Genomic DNA, 14,007 nt, shown 5'->3' on the forward strand with positions numbered 1-14,007 from the left:
ACTCACTGTCGCTCCCAAAAGCTCGGTCCGACTGGTTCAAGGAAATCGCTTTGTGCGATCAAGTATCCCTCAGCATCCACCGCAATGGGTAGCTGGGGGAGTGGACGCTTGGCCGGTCCGAAGATGACCTTGGCGTGGTCGGCCACGTCGAACTGCGACTGGTGGCACGGGCAGAGGAGGTGGTGCGTCTGCTGCTCGTACAGGCCGACGGGGCAGCCGACGTGCGTGCAGATCTTGGAGTACGCGACGATGCCGTCATAGGACCAGCTCGCGCGTTCCGGCGACTCGATGAGATCCTGCGGCTTCATGCGTACCAGGATCACCACGGACTTGGCCTTCTCTTCCAGGCGTCCGTGCTCGAGGTCCATCAGTCCCTCGGGGATCACGGCGAACGAGGAACCCAGGGTGACATCCGCTGCCTTGATGGGCGCGCCAGAGGGGTCGAGCGCCAGGCGTGTGCCCTTCTCCCACATGGTCTGCTTGAGCAGGGCGACCGGGTCCTGGTCCTGCGGTGCAAGACCGCGGAACAGCACGACGGCCGGGAGGGGGAAGACCACCAGGGCGCCGATGAGGCTGTTGCGGATCAGAGTGCGTCGGCCGAAGCCGGACTCGGTATTCGCTTCCTGGAAAATCTCCACGGCGCGCGCACGGGTCTCGTCGGTGCCGCGGACCGGGTGGCGTTCGTCGATTCCTTCTTCGTCGTGCATCAGGGCCTTGCCCCAGTGCACAGCGCCGATTCCCAGCGCCAACAGGGCCAGGGCCAGTCCGATGCCGATGAACAGGTTGTTCAGACGGACGGAGCCCGGGTCTTCGGGGACGATCGGGAAGATCATGTACGCGGCGATCGCGAACACGCTGCCCACGATCGAGAGGTAGAAGAGCGTGTAAACGGTGCGCTCGGCCTGCTTCTCCTTGCGGGGGTCCAGGTCGGTGACGCGCGGCCGGTGCGGCGGGAAGCCGGGGTTGGCCACGGCGTCGCGTGCCACGACGGCGGTACCCGCGGCGGCGGTGCCGTGCTCGACGCCCGAGGAGTCGGCAGCGGTCAGGTCCTTTCCGCTGGTCTCATCGCTGGCCATTGTTCTCCTTCAGGGGCGCTGTCTGTGTTCGCTGTGTCAGGTGCGGGGTGGTCATGTGCAGGGTGCCGATCAATTCGATTTCGCCGTGATCCACACCGTCAGGGCCACGATGGCTCCCAGTCCGAAGATCCAGAGGAAGAGGCCTTCGGAAACGGGACCCAGTGAGCCCAGGGCGAATCCGCCCGGCGACGGGTTGTTCTCCACGTACTTGAGGTACGTGATGATGTCGCGCTTGTCTTCCGGCGAGATGTTCATGTCGTTGAAGACCGGCATGTTCTGCGGGCCCGTGATCATGGCCTCGTAGATGTGTTGGGGGGTGACACCCTCAAGGGCGGGGGCGTACTTGCCCTCGGTGAGGGCTCCACCGGCGCCGGCCACGTTGTGGCACATGGCGCAGTTGATGCGGAACAGTTCGGCGCCGGATGCGGCGTCTCCCTGTGCGTCCAGCAGCTCCTGGGCAGGAATGGCCGGTCCGGGGGCGAGAGAGGCGACGTAGGCCGCCAGGGCCGCGGTCTGTTCCTCGGTGAACTGCACAGGCTTGACGATGGCCTGCGGGCCATTGGCCTGCATAGGCATCCGACCGGTGCCGACCTGGAAGTCGACGGAGGCTGCCCCGACGCCGATCAGGCTGGGCCCGGCACCGGTGCCCTCGGCGCTGAGGCCGTGGCAGGTGGCGCAGTTGGCGGCGAAGAGTTTTTCGCCCTCGCTGACGGTCTGCTGGGATGCTGTGTCCGTGGCAGCGCTGGCGGTTCCGGTGCTGAACATCGCGTACGCGCCGCCCGTGAAGAGCAGTCCGATGGCAATGAGGGCGACGCTCGCGAGAGGGCTGCGACGGCCGGAACGACGGGACCGTCCGGCGGTAGGTTTCTGAGTCCTGGGCATACTGAGTGTGTCCGCTCCTGCTTGTTATTTAAGAACGTAGATGACCAGGAAGAGCCCGATCCAGACGACGTCGACGAAGTGCCAGTAGTACGAGACCACGATGGCGCTGGTGGCTTCCTTGTGACCGAAGTTCTTGACCGCGAAGCCACGACCGATCACGAGGAGGAAAGCGATGAGGCCGCCGGTCACGTGGATACCGTGGAAACCGGTGGTCAGGTAGAACGCGGAGCCGTAGGCGTTGGACGCCAGCGTGACGCCTTCGGAGACGAGGGTGGCGTATTCCAGGACCTGGCCGGAGACGAAGATCGCTCCGAGGGCGTAGGTGAGGAAGAACCACTCGACCATGCCCCACTGGCTGGGCTTCCATCCGGTGGACCGGGCCTGCAGACGCTCGGCCGCGAAAACGCCGAACTGGCAGGTGATCGAGGACGAGACCAGGATCAGCGTGTTCACCAGGGCGAAGGTGAAGTTGTGCTTCTCCGTCTCGAACTGCCACAACTCTGGCGACGTCGAGCGCAGCGTGAAGTAGATGGCGAAGAGGCCGGCGAAGAACATGACTTCGCTGCCCAGCCAGACAATGGTGCCAACCGCCACGCTGTTGGGCCTGTTCACAACGGGGAGGGTCGCCCGAGGAGTAATTGAGGTCGTCGTCACTATTCCATTATGGCCGATTACCGCACAGGTTTTTCTCATCCTGAAGTGCCATTCGGCCCCAATCGCAGGTTAGGACTACCTAACTAGCGTCTGATAGCACCGGAAATGCGGGCCGGGGGAGCGGAGATCATTAAGATCGGAGAATGCTCGAATCCCAGTCCTGGCCCAACATTCTCGATGCCCTTCTCAGCGGGACCGACCTCAGCGTCGCCGATGCCGCCTGGTGCATGGAACGCATCGTGCTCGGAGAGGCAAGTCAGGCGCAGATCGCGGGATTCCTGATCGCCCTGCGCGCCAAGGGGGAGACGGTCGATGAGATCGTCGGTTTCCGGGACGCCATCCTCGACCACGCGGTTCCGCTCAAGGTGGACTCCATGGGCCTGGACATCGTGGGCACGGGCGGCGACAGGTTCGGCACGGTCAATGTGTCCACCATGGCGTCCATCGTCTGCGCGGCGGCGGGTGTACCCGTGATCAAACACGGCAACAAGGCCGCCAGCTCGGCCTCAGGCTCCTCGGACGTTCTCTCCGAACTGGGCATCGACCTGAGCCTTTCTGCGGACGTGGTCGCCACCGTCCTGCAGGACACCGGCATCACGTTCGCCTTCGCGGCCGCGTTCCACCCCGGGTTCCGGCACGCCGCGGCCGTGCGCGCCGAGCTGGGCATTCCCACGGTCTTCAACTTCCTCGGTCCCCTGGTCAATCCGGCCAGGCCGGAGGCCTCCGCCGTCGGCGTGGCGGCGCTCGATCGGGTTCCCCTGTTCGTGGGCGTGTTCCAGACCCGAGGCGCCACCGCGCTGGTCTTCCGCGGTGACGACGGCCTGGACGAACTCACCACCACAGGCCACAGCCACGTGTGGGAGGTGTCACGGGCCTGGTCACCGAGCACGACATCGACCCGCGCGATCTGGGCATCCCGCGGGCCACGATGAGCCAGCTGGTGGGTGGGTCGCCGGCCCACAACGCCTCCGTGGTGCACGCGGTACTCGCGGGGGAGACCGGCGCGGTGCGTGACATCGTGCTGCTCAACGCGGCGGCAGGTCTGGTGGCCTATGACCTCGCCCACGACCCGGCCCAGGCTCAGGTGAGCATTCTGGACCGCTTCCGGGCCAAGCTTGTTGTGGCGGCCCACGCCATCGACTCCGGGGCAGGCGCTGCGAAACTGGCCCAGTGGGTGCACGCCAGTCACGCCTGACCTCGGGCACACCAGGGCGCCGCACCCGACACGCCATAGAGCGGCGGATGCGGCGCCGACGGTGACACCCGTGCGGGTTACAGCACGTCGCCGTCGACCCAGTCGAAGGTCTTGGTCACGGCCTTCTTCCAGTTGCGCAGCTGGCGGGCGCTCTCTTCCTCACTCATCTGTGGGGTCCAGCGGCTGTCCTCCTGCCAGTTCGAGCGCAGTTCGTCCAGGGTGCTCCAGAACCCCGTCGCCAGGCCCGCCGCGTAGGCGGCGCCGAGTGCCGTGGTCTCGGCTACCACCGGCCGGATCACCGGGACCCCGATGATGTCGGCCTGGAACTGCATCAGCAGGTTGTTCTTGATCATGCCGCCATCCACCTTGAGCTCGGTCAGCGGAACCCCGGAGTCGGCGTTGACCGCGTCGAGGACCTCGCGGGTCTGGAAGGCCGTGGCCTCCAGCGCCGCGCGGGCGATGTGGCCCTTGTTGACATACCGAGTGAGTCCCACCAGAGCGCCACGGGCATCCGAGCGCCAGTACGGCGCGAACAGGCCGCTGAACGCCGGCACGAAGTACGCGCCGCCATTGTCGTCCACGGACGCAGCCAGGGTTTCGATCTCCTCCGAGGAGCCGATCAGCCGAGGTTGTCACGCAACCACTGCACGAGCGACCCGGTCACGGCGATGGAGCCCTCGAGCGCGTAGTGCGGTTCGGCGTCGCCGAGCTTGTAGCCGAGCGTGGTGAGCAGGCCGTTCTTGGAGTGGATGATCTCGGTTCCGGTGTTGAAGATCAGGAAGTTACCGGTGCCGTAGGTGTTCTTCGCCTCACCCTGGTCGAACGCAGCCTGGCCGAAGGTCGCGGCCTGCTGGTCACCGAGGATGCCCGCGATGGGCACCTCGCGCAGCAGGCTGTGCTCGTTGACGGTGCCGTAGACCTCGCTGGAGGAGCGGATCTCGGGCATCATCGAGCGCGGCACCCCGAAGATCCCGAGGATCTCGTCGTCCCATTCGAGGGTTTCGAGGTCCATGAACAGGGTGCGGCTGGCGTTGGTCACGTCGGTGGCGTGCACGCCACCCTCGAGACCGCCGGTCAGGTTCCAGAGCACCCAGGTCGGTGGTGCCGAACATCAGGTCGCCGGCGTCGGCCTTCTCGCGGGCTCCCTCGACGTTCTCGAGGATCCAGACGATCTTCGTGCCGGAGAAGTAGGTCGCCAGAGGCAGGCCCACCTTCTGCTTGAACCGCTCAACGCCACCGTCCGCCGCGAACCGGTCGACGATGGCTGGGTGCGGGTGTCCTGCCAGACGATGGCGTTGTAGACGGGCTTTCCCGTGGTGCGGTCCCAGACCACGGCGGTCTCGCGCTGGTTGGTGATCCCGACCGCGGCGATGTCGTGGCGGGTGAGGTTGGCCTTGGACAGGGCCTGGCCGATGACCTCGCGGGTGTTGTCCCAGATCTCCACGGGATCGTGTTCGACCCAGCCGGCGCGGGGGAAGATCTGCTCGTGTTCGAGCTGGCCGGTCGAGACGATGGAGCCGGCGTGGTCGAAGATGATGGCGCGTGAGCTTGTGGTGCCCTGATCGATGGCGAGTACATACTGAGCCATGGTGTACCTCCTTGTACGTTGCGTAATGGCTTGGACAGAACTATAAATCCGTGTGCTGAGTGCGTGCGAGGAATCCCGCTGGTTGTTCCGGACGCAGGAAGCAGGCCGGTTCCCGGGGGAACCGGCCTGCCGGGTGCTACGCCATGACGGGCAGCCAGATCAGCGACGCCCAGCCGGCGAGAAGCCCGCCGATCACCGGGCCCACCACAGGCACCCAGGAATAGGCCCAGTCCGAGGACCCTTTGCCCTTGATCGGCAGGATGAAGTGGCGATCCGGGGGCTGAGGTCACGGGCCGGTTGATGGCGTAACCGGTCGGGCCACCGAGCGAGACGCCGATCACAAGAACCAGGAGCGCCACGGGGAGCGCGCCCAGGGCGGCAAGACCGCCGCTTTCGCCTTGCCGGCCGCCGCCGAACGCGATCACCACAAAGACCAGTACGAAGGTACCGATGATCTCGGTGACGAGGTTCCACCCGTAGGAGCGGATGGCAGGGCCGGTCGAGAAGGTGCCGAGCTTGTTGGCCGGCTCGGGTTCCTCGTCGTAGTGCTGCTTGTAGGCCAACCAGACCACGACGGCACCGAGGAAGGCGCCGAGGAACTCACCGGCCAGGTAGACGAGGACCGAGAGGAAGTTCACCGGCACGCCGAGCCCGAATTCGGTGGCTCCCGATGCGACCAGCCCGAGGGTGACGGCCGGGTTGAGGTGGGCACCCGAATTATAGGCGACGGTCACACCGGCGAAGACCGCGAAACCCCAGCCGATGGTGACCATGAGGAACCCGCCGCCGAAGCCCTTGTTCTTGGTCAGGGCCACGTTGGCCACGACCCCACAACCGAGGAGGACGAGCATCCCAGTGCCCAGCACCTCCGACAAAAAAACAAGACCGATATTGTCCACGATGACCTCTCTTGTTAGGAGCGAGATGCCGGACGAACCGGAGCAATCCCTTCGCGCTGAGCGATTTTGCAGCTACCATAGCGCGGCCGGAGCCGGAGCGGAATAGACCAGATTCACGGGGTCACCTGCCTCTTACCGAGAACAGCCGCAGCGCGTAAGTTGTGCAGGGAGCACGGCTGCGTGCCCGGCGCGAGAGATCCGCGCCGCTCGATTCCGACGAATGAAGGAATGGTCATGAAAAACTTGTCAACGACCCGAAGAACGTTGTCGTCGAGGCCGTCGCCGGCTTCGGTGCCGCGCACGGCGATATCGTGCGGGTGTCCCTTGATCCGGTGTTCATCGTGCGGACCGACGCTCCGGTCGCCGGCAAGGTGGGAATCGTCAGTGGCGGCGGCAGTGGGCACGAGCCGCTGCACGGTGGTTTCGTCGGCTTCGGCATGCTGGACGCCGCGGTACCCGGGGCCGTGTTCACCTCGCCGACACCCGATCCGATCCTGGCGGCCACCCAGGCCGTCGACGGGGGAGCCGGGGTGCTGCACATCGTGAAGAACTACACCGGTGACGTGCTCAACTTCGAGACGGCTGCTGACCTCGCCGCAGCGGATGAGATCGAGGTGCGTTCGGTGATTGTCAACGACGACGTCGCCGTGAAGGACTCGCTGTACACCGCCGGTCGCCGTGGCGTCGCCGGCACCGTCCTGGTCGAGAAGATCGCGGGAGCTGCCGCCGAACGGGGCGACGATCTGTCCGCGGTGGCGGCCGTGGCCGAGAAGGTCATCGGGCAGGTGCGCTCGATGGGAGTCGCCCTGACCCCCTGTGTGGTGCCGCACGCCGGCGAGCCGAGCTTCACCTTGGCCGACGACGAGATCGAGATCGGTATCGGCATCCACGGTGAGCCCGGCCGCGAACGCATCAAGCTGGAACCGGCCGACGCCATCGTCGATCGGATTCTCGGACCGATCCTGGACGACATCCCCTTCGTGTCGGGCGACCGGGTCTTGTTGTTCGTCAACGGAATGGGCGGGACGCCCCAGGTTGAGCTGTACATTGTATTCCGACGGGCCGCCGCAGTTCTCGCCGAACGAGGCATCGAGGTGACACGCACGCTCGTCGGCAATTTCACAACATCACTGGAGATGCAGGGCATGTCGATCACGGTTCTCAAACTCGATGACGAGTTGACCGCCCTGTGGGACGCTCCGGTGCACACAGCCGCACTGCGGTGGGGAAAGTAGGGATGACCGGATGAGCGTAGACGTCGCCTGGGCAGAAGCCTGGATCAGGAACAGTGCACGGGTTCTCTCGGAGAACCGCGCCGAGTTGAACACCTTGGACCGGGAGATCGGCGACGGTGACCACGGCGAGAACATGGACAGGGGATTCCAGGCCATGCTGCCCAAGCTCGATGCCACGACCGATGCCGGCACGCCGGCCGAACTGCTCAAGACCCTCGCGGCGACGCTCATCTCCACGGTGGGTGGGGCCGCCGGCCCGCTCTACGGCACGGCCTATCTCAAGGCCGCCGCGGCCGTGGCCGGTTCCGCCGCCTTGGACGGGCCCGCCGTGGTCGCTCTGCTCACGGCAGGACGGGACGGAATCGTCCTGCGCGGCAAGGCCGAGTCCGGTGACAAGACCATGGTCGACGCATGGACGCCAGCGGTGGACGCCGCAACCGCGGCCGAGGCCGCCGGAGAGAGCCCCGAGAAAATCCTGGCCGCGGCGGCGGACGCGGCCGACGCCGGTGCAGCAGCCACGGTTCCCTTGATCGCTCGCAAAGGCCGGGCCAGCTACCTGGGGGAGCGCTCGATCGGTCATCTGGATCCCGGCGCCCGGTCCACGGCGCTGATCCTGCGCTGCGCTGCCGACGCGGCCACGCAGTCTTGACCATGTCGGACTCCGTGGCGGCGGGCGCCGCTCAGCCGGCGCCTCGCGTGGGCCTCGTTTTCGTCTCGCACAGTACCGAGATCGCCTCCGGTCTTGTGACATTGGCCCGGCAGATGGCGCCTGAGGCGACGTTGGTGGCCGCAGGCGGCCGGGACGATGACGGCATCGGTACCAGCTTCGACAAGATCGCCGCTGGCATAGCCCGCGCCGACGACGGCGGGGGTGTCGTGGTCCTGTGTGACCTGGGGTCCGCCATCCTGACCGCCGAGACGGCGATCGAGTTCCTCGACGACGACGTGCGTTCCCGCGTGCGCATCGCGGATGCCCCGCTCGTCGAGGGGGGCGTGGCCGCCGCGGTTGCCGCTCAAATCGGCGGTGACCTCGACTCCGTGCTGCGGGCAGCCGAGTCCGCCGGTGGGTCCTCGGCCGTGGAGCCGGAGTCGTCGAACGATGCAGAACGCGCCGGGGGAGCCGTGGTGCGGACGGTGACGTTGCGCAACCGGGACGGCCTGCACGCGCGACCCGCGGCGGACTTCGTCAAGCTGGCGAGCACCTTCGACGCCCCGGTGAGCGTCAACGGCAAGGATGCTCACAGCCTCCTCGGCATCATGTCGCTGGGCCTGACGCGGGGGATGAGCGTCGAGATCTCCGGGCCGGACGAACGCTCCCGTGCGGCCGTCGAGGCGCTGGCGGACCTGATCGAGACCGGTTTCGGCGAGGAATGAGCGGATCCGGACCCCCTCGGGTCTAGTCCACCGGACGTGCGGAGGCGTACGCTGGCGGCATGGTCCAGAACGAGAAATCCTCGGCTAGGGCGCACCGGCCCGGCCCTCGCCAACTCTTCGACTGGGTGGAGGACCGGCTCCGGCCCGCGTTCGACTCCCCGCCGGTGGGTACCTATGACGCGGCAGAGACGACAGGGTTGTCCAGCTGTCCCGTCTGCGGCCGACCGATGACCGAACACACCATCGAACACTCCGCCCACGACACCGTGCTGAACTGCCCGGTCCCGCACCCCGGGGCCTGGGACCGCGACGCCTTCGAACCGGTCAACGAGTTCGGCATGGTCATGCGCGAGCGGTCGGACGAGGAACGGACATCCGGGGCTGGGGGAGAATCGCCGTGAGCGCCGAGCCCCGACCGGTCGACCCGCCCGGGATGGCCACCAGTCCTGCCTTCGCCCAGGGCATGATCGCGCCTGCCGGACCGATGCTGTTCGTCGGCGGGCAGAACGGCATCAACCCCTCCGGTGCACTGCTGGACGGTATGGGGCCGCAGAGTGAACAGGCCCTCCGCAACGTGCTCACCGTGCTCGCCGCGGCCGGTTCGGGGCCGGAGTACGTCGTGAAGCTCACGATCTACCTCGCCGCCGGCGTCGATCCCACAGCCGCCTACTCCGCCACACGCACGGTCTGGGGCGACCGGCGTACGGCTGTCACCGTGCTGTCCATGACACCGGCGCGTCCGGGAGCCCTCGTGGAGATCGACGCCGTCGCCGCTATTCCTCAGCGCTGAAGCCTCACGATCACTCGAGCGCACCCGCGCGCCGGTTGATGAGGGGCCAGAATCGTCTTGTTGACATAATGTGCATTATCGGTCATATCAATGTGACGAGAAAAGCGGGGTTCTGGGCGGCTGGTCGAGATGGTGAACCTCGAATTTCGGTCCGGGTCACGGGTTCCCGGCAGTGACGCCGTCGCGACTCGCCGAGACCAGCGAGATCGTGGCTACGGATCCGGGTGCGCCGGTTCTGTGCCGGCGACGTGCCGCACTGCCTGCGTCAATTCGGTTCTCTCAGGATCCACTGAAAATGTGGCCACCCGTATTTATTATCGAACAGAAAATAAAGGCGGTGTCCGAGACACTGTGTGTCCGGGCCCAGCTGGCCCCGGGATCGCCTGGAGCCGTGCGTGCGGCGACCGAGTGCCCCGCCGACCGGGGATAGCCGGTGCGCCATCTTCGGATTAGGTTGACGGCAACCGCGGAACACTCCCCCGTGTACGTCAGAACACGATCCCAGAACCGTCCGCTCATCGACCGAAGGAGCCTCATGTCCAACACCACCGCAACCGGCACCGCGGTCTTCGCCCTCGCCATCGACCCCAGGCACCTGAGCGCGCGGGAGATCACCGGCATCCGGGTGGCCTTCGCCGCCGGCGCGGTGCTTGCCATCGCCATCGGCACTGTCCTGCTCGTCTGGACCGAGGCGACCCTGGCCGTGATCGCCGTTCTCTTCGGGCTCTACTTCGTGATCAGCGGGGTTGTGCGCATCGTGCGCGGGGTGGCAGCCACCGGGGCCGGCACCGGAGGCCGGGTGCTCAACATTGTGTTCGGCGTGCTCGTGCTGATCCTGGGCATTCTGGCGCTCCGCAACCCGGAGGGCTCCCTGGGCGTGCTCGGGCTGCTGGTGGGTATCGTCTGGATCGTGGAGGGCGTCGCCGCCCTCGTCGAGTTCACCACAGACACCAGCCGGTGGCCGGGGATCGTCCTTGGCCTGGTGGCATCCTCGCCGGGATCATCGTGCTGTTCGCCCCGGTCGAGACCATCGGCGTGCTGGTGACCATCGGCGGGATCATGCTGATCCTGTCCTGGCTCATCCAGTTGGTGCGCGCCTTCACCTTCGGTCGAGGCGCATTGGCCTGAGCCGGGCCCCGCTGAGCGGGGCCCTCAGCTCGGGCCACTCAGCTGGTGAAGTCGGAGGTGTCCCCACGTACCGCGTGTTGCCGGCCGGAACCGGCTCGACGGCGGCTGACACGATCTCCGCGGCGAATTCGCTCACGTTGTACAGTTTTCCCGCGGATTCCTGGCGGGCACTGATCGCCCCGGGGTTGGCGCGCTCGAGCAGAACGGCCGTGATGGTGCCCTGGATCATGTCGCCGGACACCACGACGAAACCGATGCCGGCCTCGGCGAGCTCGGGGATGACGGCCCGGAGGGCGTCCTCGCCGGCGCGCTTGCTGCGCGCGACAGGCTCGTACACGTCCACGTTGGCCGCGGTGTCGACGAAGTGAGCCTGGTGGCTGGTGATGAAGACCACGCGGGAGCCGTCGCTGAGCAGCGGCACGGCGGCGTTGAGGAGATTGACCTGGGCGTCCCGATTCAGCTGCATGGCGTAGTCCTCGGCCATACCGCTCTCCATGCCGCCGGAGGCGTTCATCACGAGGATGTCGAGTCCGCCGTATTCGGCGCGAATGGTGTCGAACATCGCCGACACCGACTCGGCATCGGTGAGGTCGGCGCCCACGGTCATGGCCGTTCCGCCGGCTTCACGGATGGCGGCGGCGAGCTTGTTGGCCCGCGCTTCCTTGTTGCGGTAGTTGATGACGACCTGGGCGCCGGCCTCGGCGAAGTAGGCGACGGTGTCGGCACCGATCCCGCGGGACGAACCCGTGACGAGGACGCGCTTTCCCGACAGAGTACCGGGCTGGAGGGGATTCATCGATGGTGTGCTCACGGGGATAAAGACTATCAACATGCCTCACACCCGCAGGTGCTAGCGTCGTAGATACCGACGCGCGAGGGGTGGCGACATGGTGGATTTGACCGATTACCTGTGGATTGTCTGGCTGACGTTCATTCTGGTGTGCGTCATTATCGAGCTCCTCACCCTTGACTTCACCTTCCTGATGATCGGCGTCGGAAGTGTTGCCGGCCTGGGCGCCAACCTGCTCGGCTGGGAATGGTGGGTGCAGATCCTCTTCGCCGCCGCGGTGTCTGTCCTACTGCTGCTGCTGATCCGCCCGGTCCTGCTCCGCGCGATCGCCCGGGACAGCCCGGCCGTACCGCCGAGCAACGTGGCCGCTCTGATCGGCATGGGCGGGCGCGTCGCCGCTACTGTCGGCGATCTCGGCGGACTCGTCAAGCTGGACAACGGCGAGACCTGGACCGCGCACCTCTCCCCCGGTCACCCACCGCTCACACTCGAGCCCGGCGAACGTGTCCGGGTGTCGGCTATCGAAGGCTCCACAGCGCTCGTCGAACCCCTCGAAAGGATCTAACCCGTGCCCAGTCCAGACCAGATCATCGTCCAGTTATTCGTTCTTCTGCTCATCGTCGTCGTCCTGGTGTTCGTGGTCGTGATCCTGGTCCGCACCATCCGGATCATCCCGCAGGCCAGTGCCGGTGTGGTGGAACGCCTGGGCAAGTACCACAAGACCCTGATGCCGGGGCTGAACATCCTGGTCCCCTTCATCGACCGGGTCCGCCCGCTCATCGATATGCGCGAACAGGTGGTGTCCTTTCCGCCGCAGCCCGTCATCACCGAGGACAACCTCGTCGTGTCCATCGACACTGTGGTCTACTTCCAGGTGACGGATGCCCGCGCCGCGACCTATGAGATCGCCAACTACCTGGGCGCCGTCGAGCAGCTCACCACCACCACGCTCCGCAACGTGGTGGGCGGCCTGAACCTCGAAGAGGCCCTCACCAGCCGGGACAACATCAACGGCCAGCTGCGGATCGTGCTCGACGAGGCGACCGGAAAGTGGGGCATCCGCGTGGGCCGGGTCGAGCTCAAGGCCATCGATCCGCCCGTCTCCATCCAGGACTCGATGGAGAAGCAGATGCGCGCCGAACGAGACCGCCGAGCGCTGATCCTCACCGCTGAGGGCACCAAGCAGTCCGCGATCCTCACCGCCGAGGGTGCCCGGCAGGCCTCGATCCTGCAAGCAGAGGGGCAGGCCAAGGCCGCCGTACTCCGCGCCCAGGGTGAGGCTGAGGCCATCACCACGGTCTTCAAGGCGATCCACGACGGTGACCCCGACCCGAAGCTGCTCGCATACCAGTACCTGCAGACCCTGCCCAAGCTGGCCGAAGGCACCTCCAACAAGCTCTGGATCGTGCCCAGCGAACTGACCGAGGCGATGAAGGGCATCGGGCGGGCGTTCGGTCCGAACCCCGTGGCCGGGTCGCATCCCGGTGCCCCGACATCCGCTGCGCCGAGTGACGGCGAGTCGGCCGGTCGGGCGCCGGTGGCCGGACGTGAGAGCTGACCGCGGGTCCTTCCTCTGGCCGCCCGGCCCGCGCATCCTCGCGCACCGCGGGCTGAGCACCGACGCCCCGGAGAACACCCTCCTGGCGTTCCTCCAGGCATTGAGCCACGGGGCCACGCATCTCGAGACCGACGTGCACGCCAGCAGGGACGGCGTGGCGGTGATCAGCCACGACCCCACCCTCGCGCTGGACGGCACGGCGGTGAACACGCTGACGATGGCCGAACTCGGCCGAATCGACCTAGGCCATGGGCAGGCCTACTGTTCCCTCGCCGACGCTCTGGCCGCCTTCCCCCAGGCACTCTTCAATATCGACATCAAAGCGGCGGATGCCGTGCTCCCGACGGCCCGGGCCATCCGCACGGCTGCGGCGGCCAGGCGCGTGCTGCTCACCTCGTTTTCTGAGACCCGACGTCGTCGGGCGCTCAGGGCCATCCCCGGCGCGGCGACCTCGGCTTCGGCCCCGGGGGTCGCCGGGGTGTTCGCCGTGCTCGCCGTGCGTCAGCACTGGGTGCTGCCGCGGTTGTTGCGGGGCGTGAATGCCATCCAGGTGCCGGAGCGCGCCGGCCGGCTGCGCATCGTCACCCCGCGCCTTATCCAGAGAATGCATTCAATCGGTGTGGAGGTGCATGTGTGGACGGTGAATGACCCGGTCCGGATGGCTGTGCTGCTCCGAATGGGTGTCGACGGCCTCGTCACCGACCGGTGCGACCTGGCCGCGCAGGTCGTGGATTCGCACGGCCCCTTCCCGTGGCCGCGGCCCCGTTTCTGAGAGATCACCGCCAAGAGCGCTATAACGGAAAGATAACGTCCAGCTTGATGGTTTACAACTAGGAAT

The 14,007-nt window shown here is 66.6% G+C and carries 14 protein-coding genes and 4 pseudogenes; 11 read left to right on the forward strand and 7 right to left on the reverse strand.

What is annotated here, in order from left to right; translation table 11 throughout:
* Positions 1–2 precede the first annotated feature (2 nt).
* The 3 genes from KY500_RS06800 to KY500_RS06810 all read right to left on the reverse strand — a co-directional run bounded on the left by KY500_RS06800 (position 3) and on the right by KY500_RS06810 (position 2,651).
* On the reverse strand, positions 3–1,076 hold the full coding sequence (locus KY500_RS06800; protein WP_219902866.1) for a ubiquinol-cytochrome c reductase iron-sulfur subunit: 1,074 nt from the start codon (positions 1,074–1,076) through the stop codon (positions 3–5).
* A gap of 69 nt (positions 1,077–1,145) precedes the next feature.
* A complete protein-coding gene (locus KY500_RS06805; protein WP_219902867.1) occupies positions 1,146–1,958 on the reverse strand; it encodes a cytochrome c in 813 nt (270 codons plus the stop codon).
* Between the two features lie 24 nt (positions 1,959–1,982).
* Positions 1,983–2,651 carry a heme-copper oxidase subunit III gene (locus KY500_RS06810; RefSeq protein WP_084020907.1) on the reverse strand — a complete coding sequence of 223 codons (669 nt, stop codon included), beginning with the start codon at positions 2,649–2,651 and terminating at the stop codon, positions 1,983–1,985.
* A gap of 104 nt (positions 2,652–2,755) precedes the next feature.
* Here KY500_RS06810 and trpD point away from each other — a divergent pair.
* Positions 2,756–3,807 (forward strand): annotated as a pseudogene (gene trpD / locus KY500_RS06815) (anthranilate phosphoribosyltransferase).
* 77 nt (positions 3,808–3,884) lie between these two features.
* On the opposite strand, the pseudogene glpK reads toward trpD, so the two are convergent.
* The 3 genes and pseudogenes from glpK to KY500_RS06830 form a co-directional block, all read right to left on the reverse strand.
* A pseudogene (gene glpK, locus KY500_RS06820) lies at positions 3,885–5,395 on the reverse strand (glycerol kinase GlpK).
* A gap of 136 nt (positions 5,396–5,531) precedes the next feature.
* A pseudogene (locus KY500_RS06825) lies at positions 5,532–6,246 on the reverse strand (MIP/aquaporin family protein).
* A gap of 161 nt (positions 6,247–6,407) precedes the next feature.
* Positions 6,408–6,596 carry a hypothetical protein gene (locus tag KY500_RS06830; protein ID WP_219902868.1) on the reverse strand — a complete coding sequence of 63 codons (189 nt, stop codon included), beginning with the start codon at positions 6,594–6,596 and terminating at the stop codon, positions 6,408–6,410.
* Here KY500_RS06830 and dhaK point away from each other — a divergent pair.
* From dhaK to KY500_RS19210, 7 genes and pseudogenes are all read left to right on the forward strand, one after another.
* Positions 6,531–7,529: pseudogene (dhaK, locus tag KY500_RS06835) on the forward strand (dihydroxyacetone kinase subunit DhaK); the annotation flags it as partial. The gene KY500_RS06830 and the pseudogene dhaK sit on opposite strands and share 66 nt — an antisense overlap.
* A 10-nt stretch (positions 7,530–7,539) precedes the next feature.
* A complete protein-coding gene (gene dhaL / locus KY500_RS06840; RefSeq protein ID WP_219902869.1) occupies positions 7,540–8,178 on the forward strand; it encodes a dihydroxyacetone kinase subunit DhaL in 639 nt (212 codons plus the stop codon).
* Between the two features lie 2 nt (positions 8,179–8,180).
* A complete protein-coding gene (gene dhaM, locus KY500_RS06845; protein ID WP_219902870.1) occupies positions 8,181–8,903 on the forward strand; it encodes a dihydroxyacetone kinase phosphoryl donor subunit DhaM in 723 nt (240 codons plus the stop codon).
* Between the two features lie 59 nt (positions 8,904–8,962).
* Complete coding sequence (locus tag KY500_RS06850; protein WP_219902871.1) at positions 8,963–9,304, forward strand: hypothetical protein; 342 nt, start codon at positions 8,963–8,965, stop codon at positions 9,302–9,304.
* Complete coding sequence (locus KY500_RS06855; RefSeq protein ID WP_219902872.1) at positions 9,301–9,693, forward strand: RidA family protein; 393 nt, start codon at positions 9,301–9,303, stop codon at positions 9,691–9,693. Before KY500_RS06850 ends, KY500_RS06855 begins: the two co-directional genes overlap by 4 nt.
* Positions 9,694–10,228: 535 nt before the next feature.
* The gene (locus KY500_RS06860) at positions 10,229–10,738 is read left to right on the forward strand and encodes an HdeD family acid-resistance protein (protein WP_219902873.1); all 510 of its coding nucleotides are present in this window, start codon (positions 10,229–10,231) and stop codon (positions 10,736–10,738) included.
* Positions 10,699–10,821, forward strand: a complete 123-nt coding sequence (locus KY500_RS19210) for a hypothetical protein (RefSeq protein ID WP_255579857.1) — start codon at positions 10,699–10,701, stop codon at positions 10,819–10,821. The genes KY500_RS06860 and KY500_RS19210 overlap by 40 nt, the downstream gene beginning before the upstream one ends.
* Here the strand turns inward: KY500_RS19210 and KY500_RS06865 are convergent.
* A complete protein-coding gene (locus KY500_RS06865) occupies positions 10,793–11,617 on the reverse strand; it encodes an SDR family oxidoreductase (protein WP_219903330.1) in 825 nt (274 codons plus the stop codon). The two genes, KY500_RS19210 and KY500_RS06865, sit on opposite strands and share 29 nt — an antisense overlap.
* Before the next feature lie 91 nt (positions 11,618–11,708).
* Between KY500_RS06865 and KY500_RS06870 the strand changes: the two genes are divergently transcribed.
* Genes KY500_RS06870 through KY500_RS06880 form a run of 3 tightly spaced genes read left to right on the forward strand, consistent with a single transcriptional unit; the run spans position 11,709 to position 13,941 of the window.
* Complete coding sequence (locus tag KY500_RS06870; protein WP_219902874.1) at positions 11,709–12,176, forward strand: NfeD family protein; 468 nt, start codon at positions 11,709–11,711, stop codon at positions 12,174–12,176.
* 21 nt (positions 12,177–12,197) lie between these two features.
* Positions 12,198–13,169 carry an SPFH domain-containing protein gene (locus tag KY500_RS06875; RefSeq protein ID WP_370626928.1) on the forward strand — a complete coding sequence of 324 codons (972 nt, stop codon included), beginning with the start codon at positions 12,198–12,200 and terminating at the stop codon, positions 13,167–13,169.
* The gene (locus KY500_RS06880; RefSeq protein ID WP_219902876.1) at positions 13,159–13,941 is read left to right on the forward strand and encodes a glycerophosphodiester phosphodiesterase family protein; all 783 of its coding nucleotides are present in this window, start codon (positions 13,159–13,161) and stop codon (positions 13,939–13,941) included. Before KY500_RS06875 ends, KY500_RS06880 begins: the two co-directional genes overlap by 11 nt.
* Positions 13,942–14,007 lie beyond the last annotated feature (66 nt).

The organism is Cryobacterium sp. PAMC25264 (assembly GCF_019443325.1).
GTDB lineage: Bacteria > Actinomycetota > Actinomycetes > Actinomycetales > Microbacteriaceae > Cryobacterium.

What these genes read in the sequence shown, in the direction of transcription:
- KY500_RS06860 (WP_219902873.1), top strand. Translation starts at nt 10,229, where the DNA reads ATGTCCAACACCACCGCAACCGGCACCGCGGTCTTCGCCCTCGCCATC.
- KY500_RS06870 (WP_219902874.1), top strand. Translation starts at nt 11,709, where the DNA reads ATGGTGGATTTGACCGATTACCTGTGGATTGTCTGGCTGACGTTCATT.
- KY500_RS06800 (WP_219902866.1), bottom strand. Translation starts at nt 1,076, where the DNA reads ATGGCCAGCGATGAGACCAGCGGAAAGGACCTGACCGCTGCCGACTCC.
- dhaM (WP_219902870.1), top strand. Translation starts at nt 8,181, where the DNA reads ATGTCGGACTCCGTGGCGGCGGGCGCCGCTCAGCCGGCGCCTCGCGTG.
- KY500_RS06810 (WP_084020907.1), bottom strand. Translation starts at nt 2,651, where the DNA reads ATGAGAAAAACCTGTGCGGTAATCGGCCATAATGGAATAGTGACGACG.
- KY500_RS06805 (WP_219902867.1), bottom strand. Translation starts at nt 1,958, where the DNA reads ATGCCCAGGACTCAGAAACCTACCGCCGGACGGTCCCGTCGTTCCGGC.
- dhaL (WP_219902869.1), top strand. Translation starts at nt 7,540, where the DNA reads ATGAGCGTAGACGTCGCCTGGGCAGAAGCCTGGATCAGGAACAGTGCA.
- KY500_RS06865 (WP_219903330.1), bottom strand. Translation starts at nt 11,617, where the DNA reads ATGAATCCCCTCCAGCCCGGTACTCTGTCGGGAAAGCGCGTCCTCGTC.
- KY500_RS06850 (WP_219902871.1), top strand. Translation starts at nt 8,963, where the DNA reads ATGGTCCAGAACGAGAAATCCTCGGCTAGGGCGCACCGGCCCGGCCCT.